A 12,339-nucleotide genomic window follows, 5' to 3' on the forward strand; every position below is an offset into this window, starting at 1 on the left:
GCAACACGTCCCCTTCGCTGCGGTACGGGGGAAGGGAGTCGAGCAGCCGAAGCCCCTCGGGGCTCAGCAGTGCGACCAGCTCGGACCGTTCCATGGTCTCAACGCTACCCTTGGCACTCACGTTGCGTGACTGCTAACGCACCCCCTAGACTCGTGTTAGCACTCTCACTACGAGTTTGCTAACCCAGCGTTTCGCTCAAAAGACTGCGTTAACCAAAGAAAGAGGGTCAACCGTGTCGGTCTCCATCAAGCCGCTCGAAGATCGCATCGTCATCAAGCAGGTCGAGGCTGAGCAGACCACTGCTTCCGGTCTGGTCATCCCCGACACCGCCAAGGAGAAGCCCCAGGAGGGCGAGGTCGTGGCCGTCGGTCCCGGCCGCATCGACGACAACGGCAACCGCGTGCCGCTCGACGTCGCCGTCGGCGACAAGGTGATCTACTCGAAGTACGGCGGCACCGAGGTCAAGTTCGGCGGCGAGGACTACCTCGTCCTGTCGGCTCGCGACGTGCTCGCGGTCGTGGTCCGCTGACCCGCTGACTCTTCGCACGACGGCCCGGATGCGTTTCGCATCCGGGCCGTCGTCGTCCCCGCCTCGTGCGCCGGATGTCCGTGCACCGGAGTAGTGTCGTCGGAGTGTCACAGCCCCTCACCGAGCACCGCAAGTCCGGACTGATCTACGCCATCTCGGCCTACGTGCTGTGGGGCATCCTCCCGATCTACTTCCTCTCCCTCGTGCCGGCGTCGGCATGGGAGATCGTCGCCTGGCGGGTCGTCTTCTCGCTGGCCTTCTGCGCCATCGCGCTGACGGTCACCCGCACCTGGGGCGCGTTCGGCCGGCTGCTGCGCGACCGCCGAGTGGTGTTCACGATGGGCCTCGCCGGCGCGCTCATCTACGTCAACTGGCAGACCTACGTCCTCGCGACGGTGAGCGGGCACGTCGTGGAGGCGGCGCTCGGCTACTTCATCAACCCGATCGTGACCGTGTTCCTCGGCGTGATCGTGCAGCGCGAGCGGCTCCGGATCGCGCAGTGGGTCGCCGTGGGCGTCAGCGTCGTCGCGGTGATCGTGCTCGCGGTCGGCTACGGCCAGGTGCCCTGGATCGCGCTCATCCTGGCGTTCTCGTTCGGCTTCTACGGGCTCATCAAGAAGCGCGTCGGCGACCGGGTGGATGCGGTGTCCGGCCTCACGCTGGAGACGATGTGGCTGACCCCGGTCGCCATCGTGCAGCTGATCGTCGTCGGCGTCACGGCCGGGCTGACCATCGGCACCGAGGGGCCCTGGCACGCCGTGCTGCTCGTCGGCGCCGGAGTGATCACCGCCGTCCCTCTGCTGTTCTTCGCCGCCGCCTCCCGGCGCCTGCCGCTGGTCTACATGGGCTTCATCCAGTACTTCGCCCCGTTCATTCAGTTCCTGGTCGGCGTCGTCGTTCTGCACGAGGCCATGCCGCCGGAGCGCTGGATCGGCTTCGGTATCGTCTGGCTCGCCCTCGCCATCCTGAGCGTGGACATGATCGTGGCCGCCCGCCAGGGCCGCAAGCAGGCCGAGCTCGATCTCGCGGCCGTCGAGTAGCCGGCGCTCGGAATACGCCCCCAGCTTCTGCCGTTACCATGAGACATCCACACTTGCGGCGACTCTAGATAGGGGTGAAATGGATCAGGCGGATCCGTTCGGATTCATCGGTTTGACCTACGACGACGTCATGCTCCTTCCCGGGTACACGGACGTCATCCCGAGCGAGGTTGACACCTCGACGCGCCTGACCAAGCGCATCACCATGGCCACCCCGCTGCTCTCCAGCGCGATGGACACCGTCACCGAGTCGCGCATGGCCGTCGCCATGGCGCGCCAGGGCGGAATCGGCATCCTGCACCGCAACCTCTCCATCGAGGACCAGGCGTCGCACGTCGACAAGGTGAAGCGCTCCGAGTCCGGCATGATCACGAACCCCGTGACCACCACCCCGGACGCGACCGTGGAGGAGGTGGACACCCTGTGCGGGCAGTTCCGCGTCTCCGGCCTGCCGGTCGTCGAGGCCGACGGCACGCTCGTCGGCATCATCACCAACCGCGACATGCGCTTCGTGTCGCCGTTCGAGCGCTCGACCACCCTGGTCCGCGACGTGATGACCCGCCAGCCGCTGATCACCGCCCCGGTCGGCATCGACCCCGACGCGGCCGTCGCGATCTTCGCCGAGCACAAGATCGAGAAGCTCCCCCTGGTCGACTCTGACGGCAAGCTGCGCGGCCTCATCACCGTCAAGGACTTCGACAAGAGCGAGAAGTACCCCAACGCCACCAAGGACGAGGAGGGCCGGCTGCGCGTCGGCGCCGCCATCGGCTTCTTCGGCGACGGCTGGGAGCGCGCGATGACCCTCATCGACGCCGGTGTCGACGTGATCGTCGTCGACACCGCGAACGGCGAGAGCCGCGGCGTGCTCGACATCATCAGCAGGCTCAAGCACGAGCCGCGCGCCTCGCACGTCGACGTGATCGGCGGCCAGGCCGCGACGCGCTCCGGCGCGCAGGCGCTCATCGACGCCGGTGCGGACGCGATCAAGGTCGGCGTCGGGCCCGGCTCGATCTGCACGACGCGCGTCGTCGCCGGTGTCGGCGTCCCGCAGGTGACCGCCGTCTACGAGTCCTCGCTCGCCGCCCGCCCCGCCGGTGTCCCGCTGATCGCGGACGGCGGCCTGCAGTACTCGGGCGACATCGCCAAGGCGCTCGTCGCCGGTGCGGACAGCGTCATGCTCGGCTCGCTGCTCGCCGGAACGGCCGAGTCGCCCGGCGACCTGGTCTTCGTCAACGGCAAGCAGTTCAAGAACTACCGCGGGATGGGCTCGCTCGGCGCGATGCAGACCCGCGGCAAGAAGACCTCGTACTCGCGCGACCGCTACTTCCAGGCCGACGTCCCGAGCGACGAGCAGCTGATCGCCGAGGGCATCGAGGGCCAGGTGCCCTACCGCGGACCGCTCTCGGCCGTTGCGTACCAGCTCCTCGGCGGCCTGCGCCAGTCGATGTTCTACGTCGGCGCACGCACCGTCCCCGAGCTCAAGGAGCGCGGCAAGTTCGTCCGGATCACCCCGGCCGGGCTCAAGGAGTCGCACCCGCACGATGTCCAGATGGTCGTGGAGGCGCCGAACTACCGGCACTGAGCCCGTCCTCTCGAAACCGCCGCCCGCGTTCCCGTGGGCGGCGGTTTCCTCTATCCTGGAAGGCTTTGTCCGCACTCCAGGTCAGGATCCACGCATGGGCCACATCGACGTCTCCGGCGTCTCGTACACGCTCGCCGACGGTCATCCGCTGCTCGACGACGTCTCGTTCCGCGTCGGCGACGGCCGCGTCTCCGCGCTGATCGGCGCGAACGGCGCCGGCAAGTCGACGCTGCTGAGGATCGTCCGGGGCGAGCTCAAACCGGACGCCGGCTCCGTGGTGATCGACGGCGGACTCGGGGTGATGGACCAGTTCGTCGGCCACGTGCGCGACGACCGGACCGTGCGCGATCTGCTCGTGCATGCGGCGCCGACGGCCGTCCGGGCGGCAGCGGAGCGTCTCGCGGCGGCCGAGGACGCCATCATCGAGCGCGACGAGACCGACACCCAGCTGCGCTACGCCACGGCGCTCGCCGAGTACGCCGACGCGGGCGGCTACGACCAGGAGGTGCTCTGGGATCACTGCACGGTCGCCGCGCTCGGCGTCCCGTTCGAGCGCGCGCAATACCGCGCCGTCCGCACCCTCTCCGGCGGCGAGCAGAAGCGCGTCGTCCTGGAGGCCCTGCTGCGCGGTCCGGAGCAGGTGCTGCTGCTGGACGAGCCGGACAACTATCTCGACGTTCCGGGTAAGCGCTGGCTGGAGGAGCAGCTGCGCGCCACTCCCAAGACGGTGCTGCTCGTCTCGCACGACCGGGAGCTGCTTGCCCGCGCCGCCGACCGCATCGTGACGCTGGAGCTCGGCGCCGCCGGGAACACGACCTGGACGCACGGCGGCGGCTTCGACGGTTACCACGCGGCCCGCGAGGAGCGGATGGCGCGGCTGGAGGAGCTGCGCAGGCGCTGGGACGAGGAGCACGCCAAGCTGAAGGCCCTCGTGCTGCGGTTCAAGGAGAAGGCGAAGTACAACAGCGACCTCGCCTCCGCCTACCAGGCGGCGCAGACCCGGCTGGCGAAGTTCGAGCTGGCGGGACCGCCGCAGGAGCGCCCGCGCGAGCAGAACGTGCGGATGCGGCTCACCGGTTCCCGCACCGGGCGGCGCGTGCTGGAGTGCAGCCGCCTGGAGCTGACCGGGCTGATGCGGCCGTTCGACGCCGAGATCTGGTTCGGCGAGCGGATCGCCGTGCTCGGTTCCAACGGTTCGGGCAAGTCGCACTTCCTGCGGCTACTCGCCGCAGGCGGCACCGACCCGGACCCGGCCGCCGGCCACCTGGCCGCGGCCGAGGTGGCGGGCGCCCCCGTGCCGCACACCGGCGTCGCCAAGCTCGGCGCGCGCGTGGCGCCCGGGCTGTTCGCGCAGGCCCACGAGCATCCGGAACTGGTCGGCCGCACCCTGCTGGACATCCTGCACCGCGGCGACGACCGCAGGGACGGCATGGCCAGGGAGGCGGCGAGCCGCGTGCTCGACCGCTACGGGCTCGCCGCGTCCGCCGAGCAGACGTTCGAGTCTCTCTCCGGCGGCCAGCAGGCGCGGCTCCAGATCCTGCTGCTCGAGCTGTCCGGCGCGACGCTGCTGCTGCTCGACGAGCCGACGGACAATCTGGACCTGGTCTCCGCCGAGGCGCTCGAGGAGGGGCTCGCCGGCTTCGAGGGCACCGTCGTCGCCGTCACGCACGACCGCTGGTTCGCGCGCGGCTTCGACCGCTTCCTCGTCTTCGGCGCGGACGGCGAGGTCTACGAGTCCGACGAGCCGGTGTGGGACGAGACCCGGGTGGCGCGGGCGCGCTGACGCTCCCGGGGAGCGCGGCCGGGTGGGCCGCGCGATGCCCGGGTCATAGACTGAACCCGTGAGTATGGAGATTGAGATCGGCCGCGCCAAGCGCGCCCGCCGCGTGTACGCCTTCGACGACGTCGCCGTGGTGCCCAGCCGCCGCACGCGCGACCCCGAGGACGTCTCGGTCTCCTGGACGATCGACGCGTACCAGTTCTCCATCCCCGTCATCGCCGCCCCGATGGACTCCGTGGTCTCGCCGACCACGGCCATCATGATGGGCCAGCTCGGCGGCCTCGGCGTGCTCGACCTCGAGGGTCTGTGGACCCGGTACGAGGACCCGGAGCCGCTGCTCGCCGAGATCCGCGAGCTGCCCGCCGAGCGCGCGACCCGCCGCATGCAGGAGATCTACGCGGAGCCGATCAAGCCGGAGCTGGTCACCAAGCGCCTTGCCGAGATCCGCGAGGGCGGCGTCACCGTCGCCGGCGCGCTCTCGCCGCAGCGCACCCAGGAGCTGTACCAGACCGTCGTGGAGGCGGGCGTCGACCTGTTCGTCATCCGCGGCACCACCGTCTCCGCCGAGCACGTCTCCAAGAACGTGGAGCCGCTCAACCTCAAGAAGTTCATCTACGAGCTGGACGTCCCCGTCATCGTCGGCGGCGCGGCCACCTACACCGCGGCCCTGCACCTGATGCGCACCGGCGCGGCCGGCGTCCTCGTCGGCTTCGGCGGCGGCGCGGCGTCCACGACCCGCTCCACCCTCGGCATCCACGCCCCGATGGCGACCGCCGTCGCGGACGTGGCAGGCGCCCGCCGCGACTACATGGACGAGTCGGGCGGCCGCTACGTGCACGTGATCGCCGACGGTGGTCTCGGCAGCTCCGGCGACATCGTCAAGGCCATCGCCTGCGGCGCCGACGCGGTGATGCTCGGCTCGACGCTCGCGCGCGCCACCGACGCGCCCGGCGGCGGCTGGCACTGGGGCGCGGAGGCGCACCACCCGCACCTGCCGCGCGGCAACCGCGTCCAGGTCGGCCAGGTGGCACCGCTCGAGGAGATCCTGTACGGACCGGCGCCGGTCGCCGAGGGGTCTGCGAATCTGGTGGGAGCATTGCGCCGGAGCATGGCGACGACGGGATACTCGGACCTGAAGGAGTTCCAGCGCGTCGAGGTGGTCGTCGCGCCCTATCAGACGCACTAGGTCTCGGCCGACGGCGGCCGGGGAGGAGGAAACGATGGCGACAACATCCCCGTCCAGGCTCGGCCCCGCCGAGCGCGCCGACGCGATCGCTGCTCTGAAGGAGACCGAGCTCGACATCCTGGTGGTCGGCGGCGGCATCGTCGGCGTCGGCAGCGCGGTCGACGCGGTCACCCGCGGTCTCAGCGTCGGCCTGGTGGAGGCGAGGGACTTCGCCTCCGGCACCTCCAGCCGCTCGTCGAAGCTCGTCCACGGCGGCATCCGCTACCTGGAGCAGCTCGACTTCGGCCTCGTCCGCGAGGCGCTGATCGAGCGCGGCCTGCTGCTGCAGCGCATCGCCCCGCACCTGGTGAAGCCGGTGCGCTTCCTCTACCCGCTGCACAAGCGCGTGTGGGAGCGGTTCTACATCGGCGCCGGCATGATGCTCTACGACATCTTCTCCTACACGGGACTGCGGCCGCCGGGCGTCCCGCACCACCGGCACCTGAGCAAGCGCCAGGTGCTGCGCGCCATCCCGAGCCTCGCCAGCGACGCGCTGGTCGGCGGGATCACCTACTACGACGCCCAGGTGGACGACGCCCGCTACACCGCGACGCTCGCCCGCACCGCAGCCAACTACGGCGCGCACGTCGCCACCCGCGTCCGGGTCGAGGGCTTCCTCAAGGTGGGGGAGCGGGTCGTCGGCGTGCAGGCCCACGACCTGGAGACCGACGAGCGCTTCGAGATCCGCGCCAAGCAGGTCGTCAACGCGACCGGCGTCTGGACGGACGACACCCAGGCGATGGTCGGCGAGCGCGGCCAGTTCAAGGTGCGCGCGTCCAAGGGCATCCACCTGGTGGTGCCGCGGGACCGCTTCCAGTCGAAGATGGGCCTGCTGCTGCGCACCGAGAAGAGCGTGCTGTTCGTCATCCCGTGGGGCAGGCACTGGCTGATCGGGACGACGGACACCGACTGGCACCTGGACAAGGCGCACCCGGCCGCGACCGCCGCGGACATCGACTACCTGCTCGCGCACGTCAACGAGGTGCTGAACGTCCCGCTCACGCGCGAGGACGTCGAGGGCGTCTACGCGGGCCTGCGCCCGCTGCTCGCCGGCGAGTCGGAGGAGACCTCCAAGCTGTCCCGCGAGCACCTGGTGGCGCACTCGGTGCCCGGCCTGGTCGTGATCGCGGGCGGCAAGTGGACGACGTACCGGGTGATGGCGAAGGACGCGATCGACGCTGCGGTGGACGCGCTGGACGGCAAGATCCCGGCGAGCACCACGATGGAGATCCCGCTGGTCGGGGCGGAGGGCTACCAGGCCGCCTGGAACCGCCGCTCGCGCATCGCCACGGAGAGCGGCCTGCACCCGGCCAGGATCGAGCACTTCCTGAACCGCTACGGGACGCTGGCCGAGGACATCCTCGACCTCATCAGGGAGAACCCGTCGCTGGCCGACCCGCTGCCCGGCGCGGACGACTACGTCGGCGCCGAGGTGGTCTACGCCGCCTCGCACGAGGGCGCCCTGCACCTGGAGGACGTGCTCGCCCGCCGCACCCGCATCTCGATCGAGGCGTGGGACCGCGGCGTCTCCGCTGCCCCCGTCGCCGCGTCCCTGATGGCCGGGGTCCTCGGCTGGGACACGGCGCGCGAGGAGCGCGAGGTGCAGACCTACCTCAAACGGGTCGCCGCCGAGCGGGAGAGCCAGCTGCAGCCGGACGACGAGTCCGCCGACCGGGTGCGCCTGGAGGCGCCGGACATCGTGGACGTCGACGCCGAGGCGGCCAAGGCCGCGAAGGTCACCCGCACGGCCACCCCGTAGGCCGCGCCGGCCCACCGTCGAGGGGCACGCCGCCGCGCACGTTCCGCGCGGCGCCGTGCCCCTCGCGCGTTCCGCCCACCCCGGGACCGTCCAGCCGCCTCCGGTAGGCTGGGAGCAGTGCCCGCGACGGATGGAGACGGATGATGGTTGACGTTCGACGGGTCAAACTGCCCGGGGTCGGGGTGTTGCACACCTTCGTCACGGACGACGGCGGCAAAGTCGGCGTGATCGCCCACCGGTCCGGGCACAGCGACCTGATCACGTTCTCGGATCACGAAGACGGCGCAGACGTCACCAAGGTGTCGCTGCGCCTCAGCGAGGACGAAGCGCACACGCTCGCCGAGCTCCTCGGCGGTACGCAGATCACCGAGTCGCTGACCGCCCTCGACCAGATCCCCGGGCTCAGCATCGACTGGTTCTCCGTCGACTACGAGGACTACATCGCCGGCCAGCAGCTGGGGGCGCCCGGTGACCGCGGCTTCGTCGGGCTCACCGTCGTGGCCGTCGTGCGCGGCGACTCCGCCAATCCCGCGCCCGCCCCCGACTTCAAGGTCTTCCCCGGCGACACCCTCGTCGTCGCGGGCACCCCGGAGAAGGTGGCGAAGGCGTTCGCGTTCTTCCGCACCGGCGAGACCGCCGCGCGGGCCGCTGCCGACGCGCCGCCGGGAGGCTGATCCATGCATCTCGGAGAAGACCTCATCGTTCTCGGCATCCTGCTGCTCGTCGCCTACGTGCTCGGACGCCTCGGCAAGCTGGTGGGTCTCCCCGCGATCCCCATCTACATGATCGTCGGACTGCTCGCCAGCCCGCACACCGGGTGGTTCCCGCTCGACTTCGAGAGCCACTACATCGAGCTCATCGCGATCTTCGGGCTCATCCTGCTGCTGTTCAATCTGGGCCTGGAGTTCGACCAGGACGAGTTCTTCGGCAACTTCGGCAAGCTGATCATCTCGGGCGGCTCGTACATCCTGATCAACATGGGGGTCGGGCTGGCGTTCGGCTTCATGGTCGGCTGGGGGACCAGGGAGGCGCTGGTCATCGCGGGCATGACGGCGACGTCGTCCTCCGCGATCGTCACGAAGCTCCTGATCGAGCTGCGCAGGCTGCCCAACACCGAAACGCCGATGATCCTCGGCGTGACGGTGGTCGAGGACATCTTCATCGCGATCTACCTGGCGATCGTGTCGGTGGTGCTGAGCGGGGAGACCGACTTCTGGCCGGTGGTCGGCAAGCTGGCGATCGCGTTCCTGTTCCTCGTGGTCATGTTCACGATCGCGCGCTGGGGCGGGCGCGTCGTGTCCCGGCTGTTCCGCACGAAGGACGACGAGCTCTTCACCATCCTGTTCTTCGGGCTGGCGGTGCTCTTCGCCGGCATCGGCGAGATCCTCGGCGTCACCGACGCGATCGGCGCGTTCCTGATCGGCCTCGTGCTCGGCGCGACCAAGTACCGCAACAAGATCGAGAGCATCGCGATCCCGCTGCGGGACGTGTTCGCCGCGTTCTTCTTCCTGAACTTCGGCCTCGAGCTGGACCCCGCCAAGTTCCCGTCGGTGCTCGGGCCGGTGCTCGCCGCGGTGGGGATGACGATCGTGCTCAACATCCTGGCCGGGCAGTTCGTCGCGTGGATCAACAAGATGGGCCCGCAGGCCGGCATCAACACCACGGTGATCCTGCAGAACCGGGGCGAGTTCGCGCTGATCCTCGCGACGCTCTCGATCAGCGCGGGGCTCGACCCGCGCATCCAGCCGTTCGCGGGTCTCTACGTGCTCATCATGGCGGTTCTCGGCCCGATCCTCGCAGCGAACTCCGAGAAGATCGGTGCGATGATCCTACGGACCGGTAAACCCAAGCGGAGCAGCCGGCGGAAGACGCGCGACCCGATGCTGGACGAGGAGATCGCGCTCGTCGAGGCGGCCACCGCCGACCTCGACTCCGACACGCGCCGCGAGGGAACGAGCGCGGATGAGACGCGCCAGTCCGTCGATCGCATCGTCGAGCAGGCGATGCAGCAGCAGGACTCGGGTGAGATGCGAGAGCGGGACTGAGCCATTAGCGATACACGCCGTAGTTTGGCGAACGACAGCGGTGAGACGACGCTGTTCCGGATGATGCTGCGCCCGCGCTGGATCGGTGCGCTGGTGTTCGCGCTCGCGCTCGCCGCGGGATTCGCCTGGCTCGGCCAGTGGCAGCTGGAGCGCGCCATCGAGTCGGGCAAGGCGGTCGAGGCGCCGAGCGAGACGGTGCTGCCGCTGGAGCAGGTCGCGAAGCCGGGCGGACCGATCACCGACAAGGCGGTCGGCCAGCTGGTCTCGTTCACGGCCACGTTCACCCCGGGCGACGAGGAGCTGCTCTACGGCCGGCTCAACCTCGGCCACACCGGTTACTGGGTCGTCAGCCACGCGACCGTCCAGATCGACGGAGCGCCGGTCGCGCTCGCCGTCGCGCGCGGCTGGGCGCCGGACGAGGCGACGGCGAAGGCCGCAGCGGCCCGCCTGGCGGACGAGCCGGCGTCGGAGCAGCGCGTCACCGGACGCATCCTGCCGGACGAGCAGCCCGAGGTGCCCGCGGACAAGAAGAACCCGACGGCCATGCGCACGCTCGGCGTCGGCGCCCTCTACAACCTCTGGCACGGCGTCGACGGGATGGACGTCTACTCCGCCTACGTGGTCGACCGCTCGGCGCCGGCCGGACTCGACCGCATCGACTCGCCTCCGCCGATCGCGCAGACCGAGCTGAACTGGCTGAACGTCTTCTACGCGGCCGAGTGGATCATCTTCGCCGGCTTCGCGATCTTCCTCTGGTACCGCCTGGTGAAGGACGCCAAGCAGAAGGAGGACGAGCTGCGCGAGCTCGCCGAGGCCGAGCAGGCGGTGGCCGCGGCCCAGGGCGGACCCGCCCGCGCGGGGAAAGTAGAATAGCCTCATGCCCCTCGCCCCCAAACTCGAAGACTTCCCGAAGATCCGGGGCGCTCTGCGGTTCTACCAGGTGTTCGCGTACATCACCGGCATCATGCTCCTGCTGCTCTGCGCGGAGATGATCGTGAAGTACGGCTTCGGCTACGAGCTCTTCGCCTTCAGCAACTACGGCGCGCTCACCTTCGTCCCGGTGAAGACCGCGGTCGCGCCGACCGGCATCGACCTCAGCACCGGCATCCTCATCGCGCACGGCTGGCTGTACGTGGTGTACCTGTTCTCCGACTTCCGCCTGTGGAGCCTCATGCGGTGGCCGTTCACGAAGTTCGTCATGATCGCCCTCGGCGGCGTCGTGCCGTTCCTGTCCTTCTTCGTGGAGGCGCGCATCAGCAAGCAGGTCAAGACCTATCTGGCCGGCCGTGAGGCCGAGGCCGCGAACCTCGTGGAGGCGACAAATTAGCACCGACGCAGCATTCAGCGACCTGCTGGGAGGCGCCGACTCGGCGAACCCGGCCGGACCCGTCCTCGTGGTGGACTTCGGCGCGCAGTACGCGCAGCTGATCGCCCGCCGGGTCCGTGAGGCGAACGTGTACTCCGAGATCGTGCCGCACACCGTGACCGCGGCCGAGGTCGCCGCCAAGCGGCCCTCCGGCATCGTGCTCTCGGGTGGGCCGTCGAGCGTGTACGAGGAGGGCGCGCCCTCCCTCGACACCGGCATCCTCGAGCTCGGCGTCCCCGTGCTGGGCATCTGCTACGGCTTCCAGGTGATGGCGACCGCGCTCGGCGGCGAGGTCGCGAAGACCGGGCGCCGCGAGTACGGCTCGACGGCCGTCCGCATCCCCGGCTCCGCGAGCGAGAGCAGCCTGCTCGGCGGCCAGCCGGAGGAGCAGACGGCGTGGATGAGCCACGGCGACTCCGTCTCCCGGGCCCCGGAGGGCTTCGACGTCCTCGCGTCCACCGAGGACACCCCGGTCGCCGCGTTCGCCAACGACGAGCGCAAGCTGTACGGGGTGCAGTGGCACCCCGAGGTGAAGCACTCGCAGTACGGCCAGGCGGTGCTCGAGAACTTCCTGCACCGTGCCGCCGGCATCCCGGCCGACTGGAACAGCGGCAACGTGATCGCCGACCAGGTCGCCGCCATCCAGGCGCAGGTCGGCTCCGGCCGGGTCATCTGCGCGCTCTCGGGGGGCGTGGACTCCGCGGTCGCCGCCGCGCTGGTGCACAAGGCCGTCGGCGACCAGCTGGTGTGCGTGTTCGTCGACCACGGCCTGCTCCGCAAGGACGAGGCGCGCCAGGTGGAGGAGGACTACGTCGCGGCCACGGGCGTCCGCCTGGTGACCGTGAACGCGCAGGAGCAGTTCCTGAACGCGCTCGCCGGCGTCAGCGACCCGGAGACGAAGCGCAAGATCATCGGCCGCGAGTTCATCCGCGTGTTCGAGCAGGCCGCCCTCGACGTCGTGTCCGACGCGAAGGCCCACGGCGAGACCGTCGACTTCCTCGTGCAGGGCACG

General features: G+C 70.0%; 11 protein-coding genes. All 11 read left to right on the forward strand.

Annotation, left to right across the window (positions count from 1 at the left end):
- Positions 1–233: 233 nt before the first annotated feature.
- Complete coding sequence (gene groES / locus ACTHMF_RS07080) at positions 234–530, forward strand: co-chaperone GroES (protein WP_055894868.1); 297 nt, start codon at positions 234–236, stop codon at positions 528–530.
- 104 nt (positions 531–634) lie between these two features.
- A complete protein-coding gene (gene rarD / locus ACTHMF_RS07085; RefSeq protein WP_314146803.1) occupies positions 635–1,570 on the forward strand; it encodes an EamA family transporter RarD in 936 nt (311 codons plus the stop codon).
- Between the two features lie 79 nt (positions 1,571–1,649).
- Positions 1,650–3,152 carry an IMP dehydrogenase gene (guaB, locus tag ACTHMF_RS07090; protein ID WP_440316865.1) on the forward strand — a complete coding sequence of 501 codons (1,503 nt, stop codon included), beginning with the start codon at positions 1,650–1,652 and terminating at the stop codon, positions 3,150–3,152.
- A 94-nt stretch (positions 3,153–3,246) separates the two neighbouring features.
- A complete protein-coding gene (locus tag ACTHMF_RS07095; protein ID WP_440316866.1) occupies positions 3,247–4,935 on the forward strand; it encodes an ABC-F family ATP-binding cassette domain-containing protein in 1,689 nt (562 codons plus the stop codon).
- Positions 4,936–4,999: 64 nt separating this feature from the next.
- Positions 5,000–6,118 carry a GuaB3 family IMP dehydrogenase-related protein gene (locus tag ACTHMF_RS07100; RefSeq protein WP_314146818.1) on the forward strand — a complete coding sequence of 373 codons (1,119 nt, stop codon included), beginning with the start codon at positions 5,000–5,002 and terminating at the stop codon, positions 6,116–6,118.
- A gap of 34 nt (positions 6,119–6,152) precedes the next feature.
- Positions 6,153–7,916 (forward strand): glycerol-3-phosphate dehydrogenase/oxidase, encoded by a 1,764-nt coding sequence (locus ACTHMF_RS07105; protein ID WP_314146806.1) that lies wholly within the window; start codon positions 6,153–6,155, stop codon positions 7,914–7,916.
- A gap of 182 nt (positions 7,917–8,098) precedes the next feature.
- Entirely contained in the window at positions 8,099–8,590 is a 492-nt protein-coding gene (locus tag ACTHMF_RS07110) for a cation:proton antiporter regulatory subunit (RefSeq protein ID WP_314146807.1), read from the forward strand.
- A 3-nt stretch (positions 8,591–8,593) separates the two neighbouring features.
- On the forward strand, positions 8,594–9,961 hold the full coding sequence (locus tag ACTHMF_RS07115) for a cation:proton antiporter (protein ID WP_314146808.1): 1,368 nt from the start codon (positions 8,594–8,596) through the stop codon (positions 9,959–9,961).
- A gap of 24 nt (positions 9,962–9,985) precedes the next feature.
- A complete protein-coding gene (locus ACTHMF_RS07120) occupies positions 9,986–10,834 on the forward strand; it encodes an SURF1 family cytochrome oxidase biogenesis protein (protein WP_440316867.1) in 849 nt (282 codons plus the stop codon).
- A gap of 4 nt (positions 10,835–10,838) precedes the next feature.
- Complete coding sequence (locus ACTHMF_RS07125) at positions 10,839–11,288, forward strand: DUF3817 domain-containing protein (protein WP_314146810.1); 450 nt, start codon at positions 10,839–10,841, stop codon at positions 11,286–11,288.
- Positions 11,289–11,313: 25 nt separating this feature from the next.
- On the forward strand, positions 11,314–12,339 hold a 1,026-nt coding region (gene guaA / locus ACTHMF_RS07130; RefSeq protein WP_440316868.1), incomplete at its 3' end, for a glutamine-hydrolyzing GMP synthase.

The organism is Leifsonia sp. (assembly GCF_051955155.1).
Classification (GTDB): domain Bacteria; phylum Actinomycetota; class Actinomycetes; order Actinomycetales; family Microbacteriaceae; genus Leifsonia.